The following is a 23,968-nucleotide window of genomic DNA, read 5'->3' as shown; positions in this document are numbered from 1 at the left end:
TCTCGGCCCTTTATAACTGGCCGGTGAGACGCTCTGACGACAGCTGGCTTAAAAATCGTTTGGTTCGTTCATGACTTGGCGCAGAAAAAAGCCGAGCTGGCGGGCCTTCTTCAATGATCCTGCCATCGTGCATGACGACGACTCGGTCTGCCACTTCGCGGGCAAAGCCCATCTCGTGCGTCACCACGATCATCGTCATACAGCAAAATAAAAGATGATCAGTCAAAAGGTGATCATGTGGATTGTAAGTAGCAAAAAGCTAATGAAATTTTAGCACTAAAAACAGGAAAAAATGAGTGAGCATAAGCGTAGTCAAATTAATAGAATTAATTTAGCAAATAGCATTGACATACAAAATAAAAAATGTAAAATTTTTCATAAAAAGTTATCTACTTACACTTCGGGACAAAAAGGTAAGTTTTTCGCAATTTCCATCCTGTTTATATCATTACAATTTTAATTTAGGAGGACTTTATGAAAAAGTTACTGAGCGCTTTTGCTATCTTTGCATTAATATCCAGCCCATTAAGTATCGTGAATGCTGAATCAGAGTACAACAATGAGGAAATTCAAAAAGTTGCCTTAGCAAGTGGGAAAAGCGAACAAGAGGTAATCAAATTGCTGAACCAGAGACAAGAACGACTCAAACAGACAAGGGAGAACTGGTCGAAAATCATCCAAAAACAACGTGAAGAATTTAAGGACGAAGTAGACAAACAGAAAGCCAACCTAGGGAAAAAGAATGAAAAGGTTGAGATGATCCGTATTATTACGTCAATCGATCCTAAATTTGAGAAACAGAACTTCTCTTACAATGAAGAATCTGGGGAACTTCAGTTGGAAACGACATCTGGAACCGGGCAGATTGGCACTTATGGCGATATACTGATTACACTTGATTCTGGATCAGAAAGTTCAGGTACGTTTTACGGAGGTCATGCTGCTATTGTATCTGAGGATAGCAACTCCTGGACTATAGAGTCGTTCGCAAAAGGGTGGAGTCCGCAAGCGCCGAAAATTGACGGCGTTTATTGGCACATAAATGACTGGGCAAATCGATACGATACTGTGGCAGGATATCACGTAAAAAAAGCTTCTTTATCCGACTACACTGACGCTGCACTATACGCTGAGGACAACTTGTACAAACCTTACAACTTTAATTACTTCGACAAATGGGACACTACATCTTTCTACTGCTCACAAATAGTCTGGCGTGCATGGTATAACCAAGGCTTTAACCTAGATTCTGATGGCGGAGATGAAGTATGGCCAGAAGATATTGCTAATTCTTCGAAGGTTATCCCATTCTACAGTGCTGGTATCTAAAAGCACAAGAAAGGTAGGAAAATCCCGTATTTTCCTACCTTTCTGTCTATATTAAAAAGGAGAGTCTATGAGAAGTAAATATTTACGTTTTAAATTTTTTCTGTTAGTTTTTGGAGTTACAGGTGTTTTAAGTATAATAATGTTAAGCACCGGACAACTTTCATATAAGATTAATAAAAATGCAGAAAATTACATAATACTTCGCACTTCATTTATAGAGAACAAAAGTAAATTAGAGATATATTCTGAAGACAAAAAAATAAATGAAGAGAGTATTGACCAAGGAGCATTAAATAGTCTTATTAAGCATAAGAATGATTTTTATATTTCTTCTAGATATAAAGGCGATTACTATATTCTTTCTAAAAATGGGCGGTTAATTAAGAAAAGAATTGAGTCAGGAAAAGGAATTACAAATACATTCTATAACAATGATAAAATTACATTTATCACCAACTGGGGGCAAAAAAAAGAGAAGGGAATTATTTCTTACACGAGTGGAATATATTTACTTAACGCTAAAAGTGAACCTGTCGAATTTGTTCTAAATAATGGATTTTTCACAAGCGGAACCTTTTTTAATAATCATATATATGTATTAACATTTGACCCAACAGTTAAAGAAGAGCAAATATTAAAAGTAAATTTCAATGGTGAAATAGTAAAAAAATTTGTACTTGGCAGATCTCCCCGATTTGAGTTCAGATCCATTACCACAAGTAACGATTTGATATATATGTATTCTAATGATGGAAAATTGCTATTTATAGATACAGCAGATAATCTTCAAGAGATACCCCTTACAAACGGAACTGGTAAAGTATTTAAAATATTTCCTGCTTACCAAGGAATACATGTGCTGTTCTATAATGGAGTTTTTATTCAGATAAAACAAAATAAGGTCAATAGTGTCTTGAAATTGCAAAATGAATCAAATGAGCATTTAATTAGTATCCAATCCAAAATTAAAGGCAAAGTATTACACGTTCTATATACATTTGATAAAGCATATTACGGAAAATCCTATAAATATGAAGGACTTATTCGGCAATATAGCATCGATGATGGCTCTGTATTAGCTAATTTTTATCTTGAGAAACTAGATAATCTAAGATTAGTTGACTTCGATATAACCAATAATTAGATAGTTCAAAAAAGTAATTTGTTGTTTAACAATTCGCTTCAAAGGAAGTGGAATTATGGAATTTTTAATATTTATTGGTTCTTATTTAATTGCATTTCATATACTTTCTATAATTATCACTGGGTGTTTACGTTTTTTTTTACCAAAGATTCATTTTCTTGTCCTTTTATTCACTAATGCGATGCTAGGGATTCTGTTCCTAAAATATTTTGCATTGACTTGGTCAATTTCATTTCTATTTATTAATTTGCTTACTGCATCTATTGGAATGGGAATCGCGAGCTTGCTTAGAAAATTAATTCATAATTTCAGGGAGGACTGAGGAGATCAACATACGTAATTTACTATTGAGCCTATACAATGCTCTTCCAGATTAACGTGTCAAAAAATTACGTAATGGGGCTGCTATTTTCTTCGTTACTTGGCAGTTTGTTGAACCAAGAGCATGCTCTATATTGGGCAACATATATACTTCATTCAGTTATGAGCCACAACCTGTCGTGATGTTGAAAGTTGTGGCTCCTTCCTTTTTTGCTCCCAACTGCTGTTACAAACCTTAAACGTGAACGCTGTCTCTACTTCACTTCCTCTATCTCTCACCTGAACGCTAACCTTCAAAATTCCCCCACAGATGGCTTCGTTTGTATTCTTCAATCACTTTCCTGCTTCATCCTATCGTCTCCACATATATATTCTTCAACAGGACTGTCGACTTCCCTATAGTTACTTTATATTTTCAAACTTTCAAAAATCATCAGTGAGCTTCTCTCTTTAAGTCCCCCATGAATTCGGACACACTTAGTTGGGAAAGAATGCTGACCAGTATTAATATGATTTGCGCAAGCTTCCTCTACAACTACTTCTCCCCTTTTCGCTCGTACAGCTCCCACAAGAGTTTTCCTGCTTTCGATTTCATTTGCCGTAAATCACCTGTCTTCCGTATTTCAGAGCAAATACAATATCGTATTACAGTTCAATGTGCATGCTAAGCTAAACTACTTTTGTCCATCCGTTGGTTTCCTTAATTCATGTAAGCAGTTGGCAGACCAGTTCTCAGTGCATCATTGATTTAACAGGTTTCATTTCCGCTCTTATCTTTATTTTGCGAATGAGCATTATAAAAACTCTAAGAAAAAGTGTCGTTCTACACACTCTCATCCCAGCTCCAATTTTCTCATAGTCGCATCCAACGGCAACATTCCTACCAAACACGCCTTTACCCATGCTTCACAGCTGCTTCCTCCGCGCGCGAGATGGCGCGAATATGCGCCGAGCGCAACGAACGATAACCCAATCCCGCGATCAGCATGGCCAAAACTCCCGCCACAATCGCCACCATGAAGCCTGCGTGGGAACCGAACCCGTCGATCACCCAGCCCGCTGCCGCAGAACCGAACGCCACGCCAATCCCCAAGCCTGTAATAGCCCATGTCATGCCTTCTGTCACCATCGATCGCGGGACAATTTTTTCCACCAGCCCCATCGTCACAATCATCGTTGGCGCCACTGACAGGCCAGCGAAGAACACGACGATGGCGAGGGAGAAGAGGTTGCTCACCAAAAACAGCGGCAGCATCATGACCATGCACAGCGCGACTGCCTGTAAAAATTGTCGGTGCAAAGGCGCTTTCAGACTGAGCGTACCGTACACAAGCCCAGCCAGGCACGAGCCGACTGCGTATATCGATAGCACGATGCTCGCAGCGACTTTGTTGCCCTGTTCCTCGGCAAAAGCTACCGTGACGACATCCACCGCGCCAAAAATGACACCCATGGCTGCGAGCGTAAACACCAGTGCCTGCAAGGAGCCGAGCTTGATGACGCTCCCTTTTTCCTCAGGATCAATAGGGCGCACTTTTGGCTCTGTACCCTTTTGCAGCGTAAACAGCACCACTCCTGTCAGCAGGAAAAGGCAAGACAACAGCGGCCCCGCTTCGGGAAAGACTGCCACACTCAAGCTTACGGAAACGATCGGTCCGACAATAAAGCAAATCTCATCCACCACCGATTCAAAAGAAAACGCGGTGTGCAGCTTGGGGGAGCCGCCCAAAATCGCAGCCCAGCGAGCGCGCACCATCGCTGCCATGTTCGGCATTCCCCCGGCGAACAGCGCTGCCAAAAACAGCGTCCAGTCCGGCGCCCCGAGCCTTGTGCATAAAAGCAAAATAGCAGCAGCGGTTACGCTGATCCCCGCAGCAGGCAGCAGCACGCGGGATTGCCCCAGCCTGTCAGCCAGCCGCGAGATATGGGGAGCCAAGAGCGCAGATGCCAAGGCAAACGTCGCTGCCACAGCACCTGCCAGCCAATACTCGCCTCGCAGTTGAGACAGCATGGTAACGATTCCGATCCCCATCATGGAAATCGGCATTCTGGCAATAAAGCCAGCCGCAGAAAACCCCTTCGTTCCAGGAGTTTGAAATATCTCACCGTATGAGCGAAACATGGTGCACCTCCGTAAATGTAGGATGACTTGTCACGACCGTCCTTTCAAGTTGACATACGTCCCGTATGCCAATATCATAAAAACATACGCGACGTATGTCAATCCATACCAATCAAACAGGAGGAGTCCCATGACCCGCAAGACACGCCAAGAAATGCTAACAGAAACCCGCGCCAAGCTGGTAAGTGCAGCCAGACAAGCCTTTGGCACAATCGGATATGCGGACACATCCATGGACGATCTCACAGCCTCTGTCGGACTTACCCGCGGAGCGCTTTACCATCATTTCGGAGACAAAAAAGGTCTGCTCGCAGAAGTGGTCAAGCAAATCGACGCAGAAATGGACGAAAAGCTCGCCACCATCTCCACAGAAGCGGAAAATGCATGGGAAGGCTTTGTCTGCCGTTGCCGCGCTTATCTCGCCATGGCGCTTGAGCCGGAGATTCAGCGCATTGTCCTGCGGGACGCACCTTCCATCCTGGGCAATGCCTACTGGCAATCCTCCCAGTCCCAATGCCTGGCGACGATGGCGGAAACGCTCCGCCAGTTGATGGAAGATGGCATGATTGTCAAAACAGACCACGAAGCGCTTGCCCGGCTGTTGAACGGCGGCCTGGCTGATACGGCCTTTTGGCTCGCCAACTCCGACGCGCCGGAAGCGGATTTGTCCAAAGCGTTGCAAAGCCTCACCGCTTTATTGAACGGTCTGTTGCTGACGAGAGAGCCGCTGAAATAAATCGGCTTTTCCCCAATAAAAAAAGCCGAGAGATCGCAGGAGCAATTCCTTCCTGTCCATCTCTCGGCTTCCTTCATCTTGGCAGCTCGTTATCCATCGGCGACTTGCGAATCATCGCCACGCTTGATTCCCTGACAATGAGCCTCGGTTCAAACTGTACCCGCTCATATGCACCGGAACCGTTTTCGCGAATCCGTTTCAAAAGCAGCTCGGTAGCCAGCCGTGCCACTTCCTCCCCCATGATGGACACAGAACTGATCTGCGGAGTCGTGATCGTCGTCCAGACGTTGTTGTCGATCCCCACGATCGCCACATCTTCCGGAACGCGAACGCCCAGCTCTTTGAAGCGATTCACGATCCCAATCGCCACCATGTCGTTGACCGCGTAGATGGCGTCCGGCATGTTTTTCAGGCTGAAAAAATAGTCAGCGGCCCGGCGGCCAGTCTCAAAGGAGAAGTCCTCGCCGAAATACACCAGCGAAGGATCGACGTGACTGAGCGATCCTTCGTACGCAAAGTAGCGTTCCTCGATCTTGTCTTTAGGCGCCCCGGCGTAAGCAATCCGCGTCCGCCCGATTTTGATCAGATGCTCCATGACAAGCCGCCCCTCCTGGCGAGCCATGCTGACGACGTCGGCCTTCACGTTTTCTTCAAGCCTTTTCCCGTAGTTGATAATCGAAACCGGGACGCTCGCCTTGTTGATCAGCGGAACAAGCGTTTTCGGGTAGGCGAGCGGCATGATGATCAGCCCGTCCACGTGCAGCTTTTTCACCTCACGGACAGTCTCCAGCTCGGTCCGCGCATTGCCTGACGTGTTGATTTGCACGACGCGATAGCCGTGCTGCTTCGCCGCTTGCTCCACAGACCAGGCAATGTCCGGGATAATCGCGTTGCGAATGTCCGGCACAGCCAGCGCGATCTGATACGTCTGGCGTACTTTCAGGCTCTGCGCAGAAGTGTTCGGGGTAAATCCGAGTTCCTCAATCACCTGCAGAACCAGCGCTTTCGTCTTCGGGCTGATCCCTTCGCTGTCATTGATCGCTCGCGACACAGTAGCAATTCCTACCCCTGCTTTTTTCGCCACGTCTTCAATCGTCACTTTATGATTGGTATCCAATGCAATGCTTTCCTTTCCTGCTTGGAATCGTTTTCTGCTTTCTTACGAATCTGCCGCTTTTATTATCGTTATTATATCACACGCGGCTCTGGCGGTAATGCAAACGCCACGCCCGGTCAGAGCGCTTCACGCATGCAACAACGGATATTTTCAGCCAAACCAAAAACATTCGCTCGATTTCCCACTCAACAATCAGTCGCACGATTTCCACTCGATATTACAGTTTGACAATATGTCAAAGTTATGACATATTATTTTTCGGAAACGTTTCCTGTTTTAATTACTGATTCCGATCATCATATATTTTATCCACCTACAAGGAGCTGACCATTTATGAAAGCGTTACGCTGGCATGGTTTAAAGGACCTCCGTCTGGAAACAATCGAACAACCTGAACCTCGCAAAGGACAGGTAAAAATCAGAGTGGAATGGTGCGGCATTTGCGGAAGCGACCTGCATGAATACGTAGCTGGACCAATCTTCATCCCGGAAGGAACCGCTCACCCGCTCACTGGCGAAAAAGCGCCAATTGTCATGGGACATGAATTTTCCGGACAAGTTGTCGAGATCGGTGAAGGCGTACAAAATATCAAGGTTGGCGACCGCGTCGTTGTTGAACCTGTTTTCGCGTGCGGCACTTGCGCGGCGTGCAACCAGGGCAAATACAACCTGTGCAGCAAAATGGGCTTCCTCGGCCTCGCTGGCGGCGGTGGCGGCTTCTCGGAATACGTTGCTTGCGACGAACACATGGTTCACAAAATCCCGGACAGCCTCTCCTATGAGCAAGGCGCACTGGTCGAGCCATCTGCTGTAGCTCTTTACGCTGTGCGTTCCAGCCAACTGAAAGCAGGAGACAAAGCAGTCGTCTTCGGTGCCGGACCAATCGGATTGCTCGTGATCGAAGCGTTGAAAGCGGCAGGCGCAGCAGAAATTTACGCTGTCGAGCTGTCTCCTGAGCGCAAAAGCAAGGCAGCAGAGCTGGGCGCAATCGTCCTCGACCCACAAGAATACGACGTGGTTCAGGAAATTCACAACCGCACCAACGGCGGGGCTGACATTGCCTTCGAAGTAACAGGCGTGCCACCAGTTCTCACCCAAGCGATCGAGTCTACGAAAATCGCCGGACAAATCATGATCGTCAGCATCTTTGAACGCGAAGCGTCGATCAAGCCGAACAACATCGTCATGAAAGAACGCTCCATGACTGGCATCATCGGCTACCGCGACGTATTCCCGGCCGTAATCAGCCTGATGGAAAAAGGCTTCTTCCCGGCGGACAAGCTCGTTACCCAACGCATCAAGCTGGACGAAATCGTCGATCACGGCTTCGAAGCGCTCCTGAAAGAGAAGAATCAGGTGAAAATCCTCGTCAGTCCAAAAGCGTAACCGAAAACGATTCCAATATGATAATTCCCTCTCACAAAACAAAGAGCGGACAGGCTGGCTACACTCCGGCCTTCCGCTCCTTTTTCTTTTCTACGCCGCCTTCGCCTCTGTCAGCGCTTTGCGCCGCTCATAGGCAAACAAGGTCATAGCCACTCCCAGCAAAGCGCACAGCATATACATGAACGAATACGAAGACAAATCCGCGACTGGCCCCATGATAATCCCGCCGAGCGAAACACCGAGATCGGCTGTGGCGATAAACAAACCGATCAGGACATTGCGGCTTGCCTGCGGCAAAACAAAGGTCAAATACGTGGTCAATGTCGGATAGAGCAGCGCCTGCGCGATTCCCATCAACACAGCCCCGACGTAAAAGAAGACAAACCCGCCCGCAGCGGACAAGCTCACACTCTGTGCCGCGACAGCGAGTATAAGCATCACTCCCATAATAAAAGAAGCGCGCCATTTGCCATCAGAAGGAATTTTTTTCCGCAAAACAAACCGCGCCAAAACGACCGTTCCCGCCTGCAGCATCAGGAAAACTCCCGCATGACCGCCGGCAATTTGCAGTGCGTACAACGGAATAAAAGCAGTCACCGCCCCGAATACAAGCGAGGATGTCAGCATCAGCACACTGCATGCGAGCAAGTGCGGATTTTTGAAAAATGGGCCGAACGCCGAAAAGGTTTCCGCTTTTCCATTCGCATTCGCCTGTCCTTGCCCGCCAGCCCCGGCTTGCCCATCGCTTGGATCGTCGATTTTGGCGGTGAACCCGACCACACCCGTCAAAATCGCAATCGCGATCATTGTGATGGCAAAGCTGCCCATCTCCCCGGGCTGCCAGATGCCCAAAGCCAAAAGCGGCCCGACGATCCCTGGCAAATACGCGCACAACGAGTACATCGATATCCCTTGGGAGCGTTCTTTTTCGGGCAGGGCATCAATAATGCCGAGCTGCAAAGCCATGGAGAAAAAGGCCGTGCACACCCCTTGCAGCATGCGAGCGACAAAATACCCTTCCAGTCCGGTAAACGTGTACAGGATCAACGCCGCCCCGTTCAGGATCAAAATCGTGCGGAGCACCTTGATCGGCCCGCGCTTTTGAATAATGTGACCAGCCCACGGGCGCAGCAGCATTGTCGTAAACAAATACGCCCCCATGACTATCCCGATGGTCGTATTGGAAGCCCCCAGCGATGAGCCTTGCAGCGGAATGATCACATTCAGTATGGAGTTGGCGCTAAAATAGAACAAAGTCAAAAGATACAACCGCAAAAAAGGCCAGGCCAACGCTCCCTTCACAACAGCTCTCCCTCCTTGTCTGTCGTCGTTACATTACAGCATGACCATGCGCAACAGCTTTCTGGCATAGGCAGACTGTACGTCTTTCAGTTGCTCGACCGCGACCGTCTCTACCACTCGTCCGCGATGTACGATCATCACCCGGTCGCATAAATAAGCCGCCGCCTGCAAATCGTGCGTAATAAACAGGTAACTCATGCGGTATGTCTGCCCGAGCTGCTTCAACAATTGCAGCACCTGCATTTGCACGGAACCGTCCAACGAACTGATCGCTTCGTCCAAGACGATGCACGTGGGATTTGTCGCGACAGCCCTTGCGATGCACACTCGCTGCACTTCGCCCCCGGACAGCTCATGCGGATGCTTTTGGCGATAGGAGCGATCAAGCCCGACCTGATCCAGCAAAAAGTCGAGCTTGTCACTTGCCTCCTGCCCTCCCATCCCGATCAGGCGCAACGACTCCATAATCGCCGCTTCGACGGTATAAAACGGATTGATCGAAGAAGTGTAATCCTGGAACACAGCGCTGATTTTCCCGGCTCGGCCCCTGCGCTTCGTCACGCTCTCTCCCTCGAACAAAATGCTTCCGCGATCCGGCTGCTCAATCCCCAGCACGAGCCGTCCCAGCGTCGACTTCCCGCTTCCGCTCTCCCCGATGATCCCCAGACATTCTCCGTAATCGCAGGCAAAATGGATATCCGCCAGCACTTGCTCTCTTTCTCTGGAAAAAAGACCTGCTTTTTTATACGCTTTCGCTACCCCTTCAACCTTCAGCAACGTCCACGCCTCCCATCACCTGGCTGAATCGCTGGCTGAGCGCAAGCTTGTTGGACACAAGATAACGCGTATACTCATGCCGCGCCTTGGAAAAGATCTGGTGCGCCGCTCCGCTCTCGACCACTGCCCCTTCCTTCATGACCAGCACCTCATCCGCGATCTTTTTGACGACACCCAAGTCGTGCGAGACGAAGATCATCGCGCAGCCCGTGTTCTGACGCAAAGCCATGAGCTGCTCTACCACTTCAAAGGCCGAGACGGCGTCGAGAGCGGTCGTCGGCTCATCGGCGATGATGAGATCAGGCGCCAGCACAAGCGCCAGAGCAATCATGATCCGTTGCAGCATCCCTCCGGATAACTGGTGGGGATACTTGTTCATGATCTCCCGCGGATTTCTCAGCATGACGCTCTCCATGGCCGCTGTCAGCCTGGTCGTTATCTCGTCACGCCCCCAGTCAAAGTGAGTAGCAATCGTCTCAAGCAGATGCACCCCGACCACGCATGAAGGGTCAAAGGCACGCATTCCATTTTGCACAATCAGGCAAATCTGTTTCCCGCGCTTTTGGCGCATCTCTTTTTCCGAGAGAGCCAGCAAGTTCTCCCCTTTGAACCGGATTTCTCCTGACTGACGAAGCCCGCTGTCGTTCAAGCGCATAATCGCCTTGCAGGTCAGCGACTTCCCGCTCCCGCTTTCCCCGACAATCGCCAGACAACTCCCGGCTTTTACCTGAAAAGAACTGCCAGCGACCAGGCATTGATTCGTGCCGCTGTCCCAAATTTGCAAATCCGCTACTTCCAGTACAGCCATGTGCAATCACCTCCCGCTCTTTCCACTGATTCCGGTATCCAGGGCGGAAACGAGCGCTTGCGGCTTTTGCCTGCTCCGCCCAAGCTTCGGGTCCAGGGCTGTCTGAAGCGCGTCCGCCAAAAAGTTGACCGCGCAAACCGTCAGGACGATCGCCAAACCAGGGGCAAGCATCAGCTCCGGGCGGGAAAACATGACTTCCCGCGCTTCGCTCAGCATCATGCCCCACTCGGCATTCGGAGCCTGGATTCCCAGCCCCAGAAACGAGAATCCGGATATTTGCAAGATCATCGACCCCAAGGAACTGCTGGCAATCACGGCGATGTCGGGAGTCGCCACCAAAGCGATATGCCTCGTCATGATTTGCCAGTCGCTGATCCCGATCGCTTTGGCAAACCGGACATAATCCGCCTCTGCGTACTGTCTCACAGAGGTGCGAATCACCCTGGCAAACCAGGGCCATTTGGAGAGGACAAACGCAATCAAAATATTTTCCAGGCCCACTCCCATAATCCCGATGATGGCCAAAGTCATCACATACCCGGGAAAAGACAGCATGACATCGCACAACCGCATCAAAACGGCGTCCAGCCGCCCGCGGAAATATCCGGCCACAAAACCGACGATTCCCCCGATGCCCACAGACAACACGAGCGCTGCGAGCACCCACAGCAAGCTGGGACGGATGCCGTAGATCAGCCGGGACAAGACGCATCGCCCCAACTGATCATTGCCAAGCGGATACTCCCACGAAGCCGGAGCAAAGCGCATATCCATATGCACAGCTTTTGGATCATGGGGAGCCAGAAACGGGGCAAAAATCCCGGCTGCCGCAATCAACACGAGAAAAGTGAACGATGCCATGGCGACTTTGTCGTGAAGCGCATTTTTCAGCCATTTCATGCTACAACTCTTCCCTCAGCTTTGGATTCAACGCCGCTTGAAGCACATCTGAAACCGTGTTGAACAAAATAAAAGCGACTGCCAGCACAAGCACGTACGCCTGAATGAGCGGAAAATCCCGGCTCATGATCGCTTTGACGCTCAACGTTCCCAGCCCCGGCCAGGCAAAGACGTTTTCCACCACAACGGTGCCTCCTAAAATGACAGGGATCGCCATGCAAAATACGGCGGTAGTCACCTGCAACGAATTTCTTATGACATGCAGCATGATTTTTCGCTCCGGCAGCCCGCACGCCCGGCTGTAACGTACATACTCTTCATGCAAGTTGCCAAGCACCGCGCTCCTGACCATGCGAAAATAAATGCCTGCGTAGCCAACCGTGGTCACAGCGACAGGCAGCAAGTAGCTTTTGTACGAATCCATGCCGCTCGTCGGCAGCCAGTCGAGCTTGACTGCGAAGTACCAGACCAATATCGCCGCCAGCAAGTAGGGTGGAAGCGAAGCCAGCAAAAAGGATACAGCTCTGACCGCTTGATCTGTCCGCTTGCCTGCTTGCAGGGCGCATATAACCCCGAGGGCGACAGACAGCACGAGAATGGCGGCAACTGAAACCAAAGTCAGCTTGAGCGTATTGACAAAAGCCGGACCGAGCAGCGACCAGACCGATTTGCCCGTGACGTACGAATAGCCGAAATCAAGCTGCAAGCAGCTCAAGAGCCAATCCAGATAGCGCACGATAAACGGCTTGTCCATGCCAAGCTCCGCTTTGGTCTGCGCCACCAGCTCCGGAGTGATCTGCGGTACGCCTTGCGCTTGCAGCACCACCTCTGCCGGGTCGAGCGGCGAGAATTGCATCAGGCAAAAGGTGCAAAACGAAACCAAGACAAGCAGCGGAATCGAAATCAGCAGCCTTTTTAGCAAATAACGCCCCATCTCTATCCTCACTTCGTTGCAAACGACATGCGTTCAAACGGCAACTCGTATTGGGTCTGTTTAAAGGAAATGCCTTGCAAATCTTTGGGAGCGACAATCGTGACGCTGCCGTTCGTCAGTGGAATGAACACCGCTTCCTCATGCACGATATTCAAAATGTCGCGGTAAAGAGACTTGCGTGCTTGCTCCTCTGTCGACACCATGACGTCGTTGATTTTTTTATACAGCTCATCCGCCTGCGCAATGCCGCTTGTCGTATAGTAGTAGGACGACTTGGAAGTAAAAGCCGCGATCGTGCTTTGCGGATCGTAAGCCAGTCCCCATGTTTGGTTGAAAAGCAAATCGTAGTCGCCGCTGGATCTGCGGCTGGCAATGGAAGAGGACTCCTCTCCGATCAAGTCGAGCTGAATCCCGATCCCCTTCAACTGATCCTGCATCCATTCCGCTTCCATTTTTTGCGCAGAGGAGTTCACATCGTAGTAGAGCTTCATCGCCAGCACCGCTCCGTTTTTCTTGCGCACACCGCCTGCCTGCTCCGCGAGCCACCCTGCCTCCTCCAACAGTTGCTTGGCTTTTTCGGGAGCATACTCGCGCTGCTTCAACTCGACATTGGCATAGTTGACGTTGGAAGAAAAGAGAGTGTCGGCTGGCGGCTCCGTTCCCGCAAAAATTTGTTTGCTGATCAGCTCTCTGTCCATCGCGTACCAGAGCGCTTCACGGACAGCGCGGTCGTGGACGGGACTCTCCTTCTTGCTGCTGTTTGCTGCCAAAAAGTTCGTGTTCATCGGCTGGCTGCGGACAATCTGGTATTTTCCCGACTGTTCCAACTGGTTCATCGCCTCTACGTCGAGATTGTTCGCCCCCCGGTCATCGGTAAAGGCAAAATTGACCTCGCCTTTTTGCAGCGCCAAATACGTTGTTTCCCCCGCCGGAAGCACCTTCGCTGTAATTTTTTTGACAGCTGGCGCACCGCCCCAGTATTGTTCATTCGCTTCGAAGACGGCGGACTGTTCCGCTTTATGCTCGACCAGCCTGTATGGCCCGGTACCGCTGTAACCGTTCAGCCCGTCTTTCGTTTCACCCTCGATAAAATTTTTCGGGGAGACAAACACATACGGGCGCGTCATCGACAACTCCACTAGAGTCGGATAATAAGGCTCGGTCAACACCAGCTCGACAGTATGCTCGTCCACCACGTTGCAGCTTGCGATCTTGGTCGACAGCTTGATCCAGGAATGCTTGGCGGCATTGTGCTGGACCGCCTCGATATTTTTCTTTACAGCGTCTGCGTTGAAGGGCGCTCCGTCGTGAAACGTCACATTTTTTCGCAGATGAAACGTGTAAACCTTGCCGTCTCCAGAAATCTCCCAAGATTCAGCCAACAGCGGTTTGATTCCCGCTTCGGTATTTTCCACCAGCGACTCATACAGCATGCCCTGCGCGAACATGGAGCCTGTGTACAGATGAGGGTTCATATCTTTTATATCTTTGGATACAGCCATGACAAGTTCCCGGGCTTGCTTCTCCGGTTCGCTCGGCGCTGCGTTTTCATTTCCGCATCCCGCCAATACCAGCAGCGAAACGATTGCTCCCCATAGCCATCCTGCTTGTGCTTTTTTCATGCTCGATCCTCCTGCGTTTCCTGTTCATTTTGTCTGTCTAGTGATGCACTTTTCCCAGCTCGCGGCAAACCAGCTGCACGTCGCTCTCGAAGCTTTGCACGCGAAACGCCTCTGATAGTGACTCGCCTGCAAGCGCGGCAGCGGCTTCCTCCAGTTTCTTTTCATACGTAGCGATAAGCTTGTCCATCGTCGGGCAAAGAGCGCCCACATACGCGGCAATTCCGCGAATCATTTTGATCCGGTAGTAATCCTCTTTCGGCATGCGCGGCATATCCCAGCTGCCTTCGCTGTTGACGAACATCGTGCGTATCGGAACGGCGGAAAAGTCGAAATACCTGCCGTTTTGATCCGGTTCGGAGTACGGATCGACCAGCAAAGACGTATAGCGGATATACAGCAAATACGCTTGACGGATCGGTTCGAAAAACGGGAAGTTCTCAATGTCACGGCGCGACAGGCTCTCCAGACGCACCGGGTAATTGTCGTCGGTCATAAACTGCAAAAGGTTGACGCCTTTCATGCCGAGCTTTTCTACCACATTCGTGATTTCCTGCCACAGCCCGAGCATATCGAAAATGACGTGCTGCGTGATCGGGCCTTCCGGAAACATTTTGTACACGTACTTCGGCACCTTTTCCTCTCCGAAAATGACGCGCAGCGAAAACTCGTTCATGAATAAAGGCGGGTGCACGTACAGCGATATATTTCGCGTCTCGGCCTCAAGCGGGGAATCCTTGGCTTCCAGTGCAATTCCCATGCGCTCGTACAGCTCGCGCAGCCTTTTGACAGAAGCAGAGAGCAGATTGGTAGAGCCGATGAAGACTTTTTTCTTCACTCCTGTCGTCACGACTTCATGCGACGGATCGCCATTCAACCAGCGTGTGTCGCCGAGATACGTGGAAAAGCTGATCACTTCCGCGTCCGATTGCCGCTCCTGCAAATATTGCCGGACCAGGCCGCCGGAGCCGAATGTCGGCGAAATCAGGACAACTCTTCGCACCTGTTGCCATACCGACTCATCCAGTTGCTGCAACACTTCTATGTACGCATCGGCCGTGACAGACAAAACAATCGTGTCCCACTCGCCATAAACCGTCTGATACCCGCAAAACAAGTGATCGAGGACGCATTCCCCAGCCAGTCTGCGGTGCTGCTCATTTTGTACATGGACAATCAGGCGCTGGCCGCTTTCTTTGACTGCCGAAAAGAACGACGCAGAGCGCACCGATTTTCGCCCGACCATTCCCACCTGGCAGTTCCACTCGTTTTTCAGCAAAACAGCCAATTGAACCGCTACCGGACCCGTTCCCAGCAGCAACACTCGTTGCAAGACGTTCATACACAACCTCCCTATTGGATGACTGCTGCTTTGCGATACAAAGCGATGTCAAAAACATGCTCAGGACGCAAGACGGTTTCGACCAGCCTCCACTTTTGCTCGTCGACCGCTTCCATCGGATAGTTGAACAGCGACTTCAAGTGATCGCCATACCGCATGGCAACGACCACGTCTTCCTTTGTCAGCGCGTGTAGCTGATCGAGAATCTCGTATTTATTCGAGACAGTCGAACTGAAGATGATATGGGTCGCCTCCTTCGTCACAGGAAGCTGCTCGACATACGATCTCTCCAGTTGAATCGGCAGCCCCGGTCCAAGCCTATCGACTACTTTTTGCCCGAGCTGGATAGCCTCCTCGTCTATATCGATCCCGACGACGGGCGCTCCAGTGCGCTTCGCAATCAATAAAGGCGTCATCGGATAGGAACCTGAGCCGACCAGCAGCACTTTGGAATTTGCCCCTACCTGAAAGCTCCCAAATTCCTCCTCGATGCACGATTCGATATTTTTGAAGTAGTCCGCTCCTTCTGCTTGCCCGCCAAGCAGCTTCAACGCCCGGTATTTTTCCATGATCGCCACGCAACGCGACGCCACCTGCCTCACATCCGCTATCAGCCCTTGAAATGGTTTCGGCTCGTTTTGCACCAGCCATTCCCAGGCTTCCTTGTTGCTTTCTGCCGTCACAAAAGCAGAGTATTCATCGATCACAGCGGCAAGCTCGAAGCTGTGCTGGATCGTACCGTCATACACCTTCGCCAATTCGGAAAATCTTTGGCAAAAATCCCGGACACACTCCTGAAACAGTTCTGGTTTGATCACTCCACTCCCACCTTCACCCTCTTCAATTGTTGCTCCCTATTTCGATATACGCTTTGCCTTGTGCGACAATGCCGACAGACCCGCCAATTTGCAAACGAACGACTTCCTGCCCTCGCCAAGTGGCATCCACATGGATGGTCCCTCCCGGCTGTCTGATCTCAACAGACGTATCTTTTTGCTGCTTCCAGGCGAGATAGGCACCGACCGAAGCGGTTCCCGATCCGCAGCCGCGCTCCCAAACCAAGCTGTCCAGCTCGGGAACGTAAATGAGCGGCGCAAGCTCGTTTCTGACAGGCTGATACAACAAAATCCCGACCATACTCCACTCCGACACCGAGCCAAGAAGCTTCGCCAGCGACTCTGCCCTTTTCCGCAAATCCTCGCAAATGACTTCGGCTTCAATCACGACGTGCAAAAAGTCCGGGTATCTGACCATCGCCAGGTTCCATTCGCTGCCCTCGTACGAAATCGTGCGCTGCTCCAAACGCTGCGGCACTGGCATATCAAGCTGGCAGTAGTATTCATCCGCGAGGCGGTTGACCCGGCAATTCACAAGCCCTTCCGCTCCAGATACCCCTAACCGGACTTCTGTCCGCTCATTGGGGCCAAGACCGTTCTCCCAGGCGAGCCAAGCAGCCAGAGCCATGCACGCATTTCCGCAAAATTCACCTCCCGCCATTTGCAAATGAGCACGCGCTCCATCCTGCTGCGCCTGTTCAATAAAGCCGACTTGCTCTGCATGTACGCTGTCGTAGGACATCAGCCTGGACGCAATGCGCGAATACTGCTCCGTCAGATGCTTCGTTTTCACCAGAATCGTCATGTTTTGCGTGGGATTGAACTTGATAAAATCGACTTCTTGCCTCATGATCCCCACCCTTTACACATATGATTAACGTAAGCATCTTGGGTTGTTTAAATGAAAAACGTAATCATTACGTTTTAATACCGATAACTATATGGTACAATTCTGGTGATTGTCAATGTGTTCCAAATATATTTTTTTGTCGCCATGCTCCGGAGTACCGATATCGAGACAATGGTCAAGAAATCAATCTGTACCCTAGACGGAGGAATGAGAGAGCAATATTTCAAATGTCCCCCTGTGATATAACTAACATGACTTTTCAAACAGGGAGATGAGGACATGAGCAAGTTGAATGGAAAAATCGCTTTGGTAACGGGAGCAAGTCGCGGTATTGGCCGCGGCATCGCACTGCGTCTCGCACAAGATGGCGCATTGGTCGCCGTACATTATGGCCGCAGACAAAAGGAAGCCGAGGAAGTCGTGCAGGAGATCGAGAAAAACGGCGGTGCTGCCTTTGCCGTCGGTGCCGACTTGCGCACGCTCGCGGGTATTCACGACTTGTTTGCCGCTTTGGATGATGCCTTGATCGCTCGCACCGGAGAGCGTCAGTTTGATATTTTGGTGAACAACGCGGGGATCGGTCAGATTTTGTCTCTGGAAGAAGCGACAGAAGAATCGTTCGATGAAGTCATGAGCATCAATGTAAAAGGTCCGTTTTTTGTCATCCAGCAAGCCTTGTCTCGCCTGAAAGATGGCGGGCGGATCATCAATCTGTCGTCGTTTGTGACGCGCGTAGCTTCGCCAACGGTTTTTGCCTACAGTGTGTCCAAAGGAGCGATGGATACCCTCACGCTCGCGCTGGCGAAACAGCTTGGCAGCCGCCACATCACGGTAAACGCCATTCAACCGGGCATCATCAATACCGAAATGAATGCTGGCACCCTGCAAAACAATCCAGACGGACAAAAATACGCCGCAAGCCTGTCCATTTTCAACAGATGGGGCGAGCCAGAAGACGTGGCGGATATCGCTTCCTTCCTCGCCTCGCCTGACAGTCGGTGGGTAACCGGACAACTGGTCGACGCCAGTGGCGGATCGCGGTTGTAAGGACACTCGACGCAAAAAAGGGCTGTCTCCCAAGTCGATTTTCCGACTGCGAGACGCCCTTTTTTCACAATGCTCCGACTGTTCCGGGCGATTGCTGCGGCTGCCAGGCTGCCGCTTGCCTAAACTTGCCCATTCGCTCCAGCGCCCGCTGCAAATCGTCACGCGAGCTTGCATGGGAGCAGCGAATAAAGCCCTCTCCGCCTGCTCCGAACACACGTCCCGGTACGACTGCCACCTTACCTTCCCCACTCCTGTTTCCGCTCATGCACGGAGCTGGCAATCATTCGATCCAGCAGCTGCGTATAGGTCATGCCTGCTGCCGCTGCGCTTTTTGGAAACAGACTGTTGGCGGTCATGCCCGGCAGCGTATTCACTTCCAGCACATACGGTGTATCCTGATACAAAATCATGTCGATCCTGGCGTACACTTTGCATTGCATCAACTGATAGCTGGTCAGTGCCGCATGATGTACGCGCTGCTCCACAACAGCGGGAAGCTGAATCACCTTTTCCTCCGCGCCGCCGACCTCGTATTTTGCCTGGTAGTCGAACCACTCCGAATGGGCGGAGCGAATCCCGATAATCGGCAAAACCTCGCCATCCAAGATCGCAACGGTCAGCTCTGTCCCTTTTATATACGGCTCAATCAAAATCGTCTCGCCCAAGCTGCAAGCTCCCTGGACAGCCGCCAACAGCTCCTGCTCGTTTTGCACAAGCTGGACACCGATGCTCGATCCGCCCGTATTCGGCTTCACAATAACCGGGTAACCTAGCTGCGCCACCATCTGCGGGTCATAATCGTTCATTCCTTGCCAGCAAAGACCCGCAGGCGTGTGCACGCCCGCTGCTTTGAGCAGCATTTTGCTCAGTTGTTTATTCATGCACAGACTGCTAGCCAAGACCCCGCTGCCTGTATAGGGAATGCCCAGCGTCTCCAACGCGCCCTGCACCGTGCCGTCCTCCCCATACTCGCCGTGCAGCGCCAACAGAGCGACATCAATTCCTGCCTGCTGAACTTGCCTGATTAAATCCAGCCGCTGATCGATCACGATGGGAACGACCTCGTAGCGACTGCGATCCAACTGTTTGATCATCTCTTGGCCTGTTTGCAGAGAAACCTGACGCTCCGAGGAAACCCCGCCCATAATGACACCAATTTTCATCGTGACACCTCTCCTTTATCGTTATCCTTGCAAAAATTTGCGCGTCTGCTCGCCGATTATGCGAATGCCCCGTTCGATATTTTCATCCGTTACCCGTGAAAAGCCTAACCGCAATGTATGCACGCCTTCGCCTTCAGCAATGAAAAACTTGTCTCCCGGCGTAAAAATAACGCCTTGCTCCGTGCAAGCTGCCAGCAGTTGACGGGTATTAACGCCTGGCGGGAAAGCAAGAAACAAGTGCAGGCCCCCGTCTCCAGACAGCTGCGCTTCCGGAAGGTGCGCTTCACAGCATGCTTTTGTCAGCTCGTATTTGCGCTTGTATTCCGTCCGCGCTTTTTTGACGTACTTATCAAAATTTCCGTTCAGCAAATATTGGTACAAGATCGCTTGATCGATGGTGGATGTATGAATCGTGCGTGCGCGCTTGATGCTTTCCAGCGTGTCGATCAGCGCTCTGTCTCCAAGCACCCAGCCTACTCGCAGGCCAGGGAACAGCACCTTGGAAAAGCTGCCGATGTAGATGACCCCGTTCCCTTTTCCCACTGTGGCAATCAAAGGCGACACATGCGCTCCCGAGTAGCGCAGCTCCTCATTGAACCCATCCTCGATCACCGGAACTTGATAGCGGCTCATGACATTCATGACGGCGCTGCGCTTGGCTGGCGACATGACGATGCCAGTCGGATTGTGATAGGAAGGAATCAGGTAGGCCAAATCGAAATGATTGGCTTTTAGCACTGCCTCCAGCCGCTCCACATCGATGCCGTCACGTTCCAGCGGAATGCCAGTTATCTCGAATCCGTGCAGCTTCAAGTTTTTGATCGCCGTATGATGGGTCGGATTTTCACAAATGGCCGCACCGCGACGCCCGGAAGGCCGCAAAGCGGACAGCACCATGTCAAAGCCTTCTGTAAACCCGCTTGTGATCAACATGTCCTTGCCGCTTATATCCACGCCTTTGTTTTCCATATAGCGCATCAAGTATTCCATCAGCGGCTTGTAGCCTTTGGCATAGCCGTAGTTGAGCAGCACCTGCCCCTCGATCGCCATGCGATCCATAAACGCCCGCTTTACATCCCCCAGATCGAACAAATGCTCATCCGGCGCAATGCTCGTAAACGAGATCGTCCCTTTTTGGGCGCGTATGCCCTGCTTCATCATGTCCAGCTCTACAGCTGCTACCGCATACTCGTTCATTTTCGCCTTCCAATCGACTTGCCAGCTGGCGGGGCCTTCCGTTCCTCCACTATCTGTGGCTGACTGGTCCACTATAGCAGCCACGTAGCTGCCCTTGCCGGGGATTGCATACGCAAAGCCGTCATCCGCCAAGCCTTCATAGGCGGCGATCACTGTATTGCGGCTCACTTTCAAAAGACCGCTCATCTCTCGCGTGGACGGCAGCTTCTGATCCACTTGCAGCGCCCCTTTTATCATCAAACGTTTAAGGTATTCTTTTACTTGGATCACGACCGGCCGGTCATCGACGAGCTTGAAATCCTGGAACATCCTTCATCGCCCCCATCTACAATGATGGCACAGAAGACGCGCGAAAAAAAAGAACCACCGCGATCGATTTTTCATCGTGCGGCGGTTCCTTGCTCGCTTCCCCCATTAGGTGACAAGCTTTGCTTCTTCAACTTTGTTTCAGATCTTTTATATACCATGCATCCATTGCGGAATGCTCAGAGCCAGGTAGCGGCTCAGGTAAAAGGGTAAAGCCAAACTTCTCATACAATCTGCACGCAGCTTTCAGCTCGTGCTGTGTTTCCAGGTAGCATTTTTCATAATGCTCGGCGGCAAATGCCAAAGCTGTTTCCATCAACTGTTTCCCAAACCCCAGACCTTGCGTTTTGGGACTTAAATATAGCTTTTGCAATTCGCAAATTTTCTCGCGCTCGTCAAACGGCGCTATGCCAATCCCGCCAGCAACCTCGCCATTGATTTCAACCACCCAATACTGGCTGTTTTTCAAGCGAGTGTAATATTGGTGAAGATCGTCAAGCTGCGGATCAAAGTAAGCTGTCCCTGGGATGTCTAGCCCAAGCGATTTTAATGAATCTTGAATGATCTTTTTGATTTGCGCATTGTCTTCTTTGCTTATTTCGCGGATAACCATATGCTTTCTCTCCTTCAAAAGTTGACTCAGTCCACATTTTAAAAGTACAATTATACTAATCTTAAATGTGGACTAAGTCAACTAAAAAAGGAGCCTATATGAATAAGCAAAGCATCTCTGACATTCGGCAATTCAATCGGTTTTATACGAAGATACTGGGCTTATTTAATGATCAAATTTTAGAGACCAATTATACATTAACGGAAGCGCGGGTATTGTTTGAGATCAGCGAGAGAACGGAATGCATCGCCAACAACCTCGTGCAAGAGCTTCGGATCGATAGAAGCTACATGAGTCGAATTTTACGCAAATTTGAGAGAGAAGAACTCATAGAGAAAAAAACTCCACTGACCGATAGCAGAAAAACGTTCCTTTCTTTAACACAAAAAGGGAGAGAGATATTGGATAACATTCACAGCCAGTCAGACGAACAAATCGAGCAATTGTTGGATGGACTGACTGATCGTGACGTGAACGAGATTTGCAAGGCAATGGCACTCATCCAAGAGAAATTGAGCAATGCAAAAATGAACAGCAAGTAATCCCAGGCTTGGTCTGGAAACGCATGCATCACATGCCTGAACAATAAAAGACGCTGCACCCCTATGAGTACAGGGATGCAGCGTTTTTGTCAGCGTATAGATTTACGTCCCTTTTCCCGCTTTAGCCATAGCGCCTTGCTGCGGAACGGACTTTTTCCATTGCAAGCCAATAATCAGAATCAGCGTTACAACAGCCAGGAAAATACTGCATCCTAACGCCAAGGTGAAGGCGTTTAGCTGCAGGTGTATATCAGCTGCTGCTTGCCCTGAGAGAGCTGCAAAAAATACGGTCCCGATTACGGCGACTCCAAGCGCATTGGCTGTCTGCATGAAAGTGCTCAATATGCCTGACGCCGCTCCTACATATTCCCTTCCGACACCTGACATAATCGTTCCCATCAGCGGGGCGCCAACCAAACCTTGTCCCAAGCCGATCAGGAAGAATGGCAAAATGAGCTGCTGCCAGTACAGCTCAGCGGCAAAGGCATAACACGCCGCTATGACTGCCGCATAGCCCGCGATCAAGACCGTTGCCCCCACTTTCAGCACATGGGCATTTTTCTTTGCCCACTTCGGCCCAAGCAACGATGCGATAAAAAAGCCAAGCCCGATCGGAGTGAACGCCAGCGCCGAATCCATGGCAGAAAGGGACAAAGCGTCCTGTAGCGTTATGGATACAACGAGAAAAAACCCGCTATTGCCGATTTGATAAGCCAAAATGGTAAGGACACCCAGAGTAAAAGAACGCTCGTGAAAAATCGCTGCAGGAATCAACGGCTTCTCCCCGCGCTCAACCATTCTCTTTTCGTGTATGCGAAACAGGAAGAAAGCAACGAGCGCTCCCGCAAAGCTTGCGAATACCCACAGCGGCCAACCTGCCTCTCTTCCGACAACCAGCGGATAGATCAACAGCAGCAAGCTGCCCGTCAAAATGAAGATGCCGAGCGCGTCAATTTTTTGCTTTCCTGCCGATTTTGTTTCCTTGATCAATGGAATGATGAGCAAAACAGCCAAAATACCAAAAGGAATGTTAATAAAAAACACGGAACTCCATCCGAGTCCTCCGATATCAAAATGGAGCAGTGCGCCACCGATCATTTGTCCCGCGATCAAGCCAAGCCCGCTGACTGCACCGTAAAAACCAATCGCCTTCCCTTTTTCCTCGGGCGGAAAGATCACCTGAATAATAGCCAGCACTTGGGGGATCAAAAGCGCGGCGCCAACCCCTTGAATGACACGTGAAAAAATCAGAAATCCTGCGCTTGTCGAAAATCCACATAAGGCAGAAGCCACGGTAAATATAATCATACCGACAATGAACAGCTTTTTGCGTCCCAGCCAATCCCCCAGACGAGCGCTAGTAATCAGCAACACAGCATAAGAAAGCACATAGGCAGCCACAATGAATTGAATTTGTGTGGTACTCGCGTGTAATTGTTCTTCAATCGTTGGAATCGCTACGTTTACAATAAACGAATCCAACAACACCATAAAAGTCCCAAGCAATAAAACAGCCAGCGCCCACCAGCGCTTTGGATCGATCGCCTTTGCGGTCTCCGGATTAGCCGTGTTCATGC

At 50.4% G+C, this 23,968-nt stretch carries 21 protein-coding genes and 2 pseudogenes; 6 read left to right on the top strand and 17 right to left on the bottom strand.

Annotated elements, in window-relative coordinates:
• Positions 1-10 precede the first annotated feature (10 nt).
• Positions 11-199: pseudogene (locus NST23_RS01900) on the bottom strand (hypothetical protein); the annotation flags it as partial.
• Between the two features lie 275 nt (positions 200-474).
• On the opposite strand from NST23_RS01900, the gene NST23_RS01895 reads away from it, so the two are divergent.
• Positions 475-1,329, top strand: a complete 855-nt coding sequence (locus NST23_RS01895; protein WP_122962176.1) for a YiiX/YebB-like N1pC/P60 family cysteine hydrolase — start codon at positions 475-477, stop codon at positions 1,327-1,329.
• A 67-nt stretch (positions 1,330-1,396) separates the two neighbouring features.
• Positions 1,397-2,473 (top strand): hypothetical protein, encoded by a 1,077-nt coding sequence (locus tag NST23_RS01890; protein ID WP_122962175.1) that lies wholly within the window; start codon positions 1,397-1,399, stop codon positions 2,471-2,473.
• Positions 2,474-3,689: 1,216 nt separating this feature from the next.
• On the opposite strand, the gene NST23_RS01885 is transcribed toward NST23_RS01890, so the two are convergent.
• Positions 3,690-4,916 carry an MFS transporter gene (locus NST23_RS01885; RefSeq protein ID WP_340963002.1) on the bottom strand — a complete coding sequence of 409 codons (1,227 nt, stop codon included), beginning with the start codon at positions 4,914-4,916 and terminating at the stop codon, positions 3,690-3,692.
• A gap of 130 nt (positions 4,917-5,046) precedes the next feature.
• Here NST23_RS01885 and NST23_RS01880 point away from each other — a divergent pair, with 130 nt between their 5' ends.
• Positions 5,047-5,652, top strand: coding sequence for a TetR/AcrR family transcriptional regulator (locus tag NST23_RS01880; protein WP_173597907.1), 606 nt, complete (start codon positions 5,047-5,049; stop codon positions 5,650-5,652).
• A gap of 73 nt (positions 5,653-5,725) precedes the next feature.
• Here NST23_RS01880 and NST23_RS01875 read toward each other — a convergent pair whose 3' ends face one another.
• Entirely contained in the window at positions 5,726-6,769 is a 1,044-nt protein-coding gene (locus NST23_RS01875; RefSeq protein WP_122962171.1) for a LacI family DNA-binding transcriptional regulator, read from the bottom strand.
• Between the two features lie 333 nt (positions 6,770-7,102).
• Here NST23_RS01875 and NST23_RS01870 point away from each other — a divergent pair, with 333 nt between their 5' ends.
• Positions 7,103-8,155, top strand: coding sequence for a 2,3-butanediol dehydrogenase (locus NST23_RS01870; protein WP_063229073.1), 1,053 nt, complete (start codon positions 7,103-7,105; stop codon positions 8,153-8,155).
• Positions 8,156-8,245: 90 nt separating this feature from the next.
• Here NST23_RS01870 and cntE read toward each other — a convergent pair whose 3' ends face one another.
• From cntE to NST23_RS01825, 9 genes are read right to left on the bottom strand one after another with little or no spacing between them, the layout of a single operon-like run.
• The gene (gene cntE / locus NST23_RS01865) at positions 8,246-9,457 is read right to left on the bottom strand and encodes a staphylopine family metallophore export MFS transporter CntE (RefSeq protein WP_340962999.1); all 1,212 of its coding nucleotides are present in this window, start codon (positions 9,455-9,457) and stop codon (positions 8,246-8,248) included.
• Between the two features lie 33 nt (positions 9,458-9,490).
• Positions 9,491-10,234, bottom strand: a complete 744-nt coding sequence (locus NST23_RS01860; protein ID WP_173599703.1) for an ABC transporter ATP-binding protein — start codon at positions 10,232-10,234, stop codon at positions 9,491-9,493.
• The gene (gene cntD / locus NST23_RS01855) at positions 10,221-11,042 is read right to left on the bottom strand and encodes a staphylopine uptake ABC transporter ATP-binding protein CntD (RefSeq protein ID WP_122962168.1); all 822 of its coding nucleotides are present in this window, start codon (positions 11,040-11,042) and stop codon (positions 10,221-10,223) included. The genes NST23_RS01860 and cntD overlap by 14 nt, the downstream gene beginning before the upstream one ends.
• A gap of 6 nt (positions 11,043-11,048) precedes the next feature.
• Positions 11,049-11,942, bottom strand: coding sequence for a staphylopine uptake ABC transporter permease subunit CntC (gene cntC / locus NST23_RS01850; RefSeq protein WP_122962167.1), 894 nt, complete (start codon positions 11,940-11,942; stop codon positions 11,049-11,051).
• Between the two features lies 1 nt (position 11,943).
• On the bottom strand, positions 11,944-12,876 hold the full coding sequence (opp1B, locus tag NST23_RS01845; RefSeq protein WP_340962995.1) for a nickel/cobalt ABC transporter permease: 933 nt from the start codon (positions 12,874-12,876) through the stop codon (positions 11,944-11,946).
• Positions 12,877-12,884: 8 nt separating this feature from the next.
• Positions 12,885-14,498 (bottom strand): staphylopine-dependent metal ABC transporter substrate-binding lipoprotein, encoded by a 1,614-nt coding sequence (gene cntA / locus NST23_RS01840; protein WP_340962993.1) that lies wholly within the window; start codon positions 14,496-14,498, stop codon positions 12,885-12,887.
• A 37-nt stretch (positions 14,499-14,535) separates the two neighbouring features.
• Complete coding sequence (locus NST23_RS01835; protein ID WP_173599700.1) at positions 14,536-15,837, bottom strand: opine metallophore biosynthesis dehydrogenase; 1,302 nt, start codon at positions 15,835-15,837, stop codon at positions 14,536-14,538.
• 11 nt (positions 15,838-15,848) lie between these two features.
• Positions 15,849-16,655, bottom strand: coding sequence for a methyltransferase domain-containing protein (locus NST23_RS01830; protein WP_340962990.1), 807 nt, complete (start codon positions 16,653-16,655; stop codon positions 15,849-15,851).
• Between the two features lie 22 nt (positions 16,656-16,677).
• Positions 16,678-17,523, bottom strand: a complete 846-nt coding sequence (locus NST23_RS01825) for a diaminopimelate epimerase (protein WP_173597901.1) — start codon at positions 17,521-17,523, stop codon at positions 16,678-16,680.
• Between the two features lie 279 nt (positions 17,524-17,802).
• Between NST23_RS01825 and NST23_RS01820 the strand changes: the two genes are divergently transcribed.
• Positions 17,803-18,570: an SDR family oxidoreductase gene (locus NST23_RS01820; protein WP_217023362.1), complete on the top strand. Its 768-nt coding sequence runs from the start codon at positions 17,803-17,805 to the stop codon at positions 18,568-18,570.
• 64 nt (positions 18,571-18,634) lie between these two features.
• On the opposite strand, the pseudogene NST23_RS01815 reads toward NST23_RS01820, so the two are convergent.
• The 4 genes and pseudogenes from NST23_RS01815 to NST23_RS01800 form a co-directional block, all read right to left on the bottom strand.
• A pseudogene (locus NST23_RS01815) lies at positions 18,635-18,814 on the bottom strand (hypothetical protein); the annotation flags it as partial.
• Entirely contained in the window at positions 18,807-19,733 is a 927-nt protein-coding gene (locus NST23_RS01810; protein ID WP_217023360.1) for a D-alanine--D-alanine ligase, read from the bottom strand. The gene NST23_RS01810 and the pseudogene NST23_RS01815, both read right to left, overlap by 8 nt.
• A gap of 21 nt (positions 19,734-19,754) precedes the next feature.
• Positions 19,755-21,239, bottom strand: coding sequence for an aminotransferase-like domain-containing protein (locus NST23_RS01805; protein ID WP_280649286.1), 1,485 nt, complete (start codon positions 21,237-21,239; stop codon positions 19,755-19,757).
• 127 nt (positions 21,240-21,366) lie between these two features.
• Positions 21,367-21,849: a GNAT family N-acetyltransferase gene (locus tag NST23_RS01800; RefSeq protein WP_122962158.1), complete on the bottom strand. Its 483-nt coding sequence runs from the start codon at positions 21,847-21,849 to the stop codon at positions 21,367-21,369.
• A 98-nt stretch (positions 21,850-21,947) separates the two neighbouring features.
• Here NST23_RS01800 and NST23_RS01795 point away from each other — a divergent pair, with 98 nt between their 5' ends.
• Positions 21,948-22,391: a MarR family winged helix-turn-helix transcriptional regulator gene (locus NST23_RS01795; RefSeq protein WP_340962987.1), complete on the top strand. Its 444-nt coding sequence runs from the start codon at positions 21,948-21,950 to the stop codon at positions 22,389-22,391.
• Between the two features lie 102 nt (positions 22,392-22,493).
• Here NST23_RS01795 and NST23_RS01790 read toward each other — a convergent pair whose 3' ends face one another.
• Positions 22,494-23,966: an MFS transporter gene (locus NST23_RS01790; protein ID WP_340962984.1), complete on the bottom strand. Its 1,473-nt coding sequence runs from the start codon at positions 23,964-23,966 to the stop codon at positions 22,494-22,496.
• Between the last annotated feature and the right edge of the window lie 2 nt (positions 23,967-23,968).

This window comes from Brevibacillus sp. FSL K6-0770 (assembly GCF_038000275.1).
GTDB classification, from domain to species: Bacteria; Bacillota; Bacilli; order Brevibacillales; family Brevibacillaceae; genus Brevibacillus; species Brevibacillus parabrevis.
The sequence above is the reverse complement of the archived record's forward strand: the minus strand, read 5'-3'. Positions and strand labels throughout refer to the sequence as shown.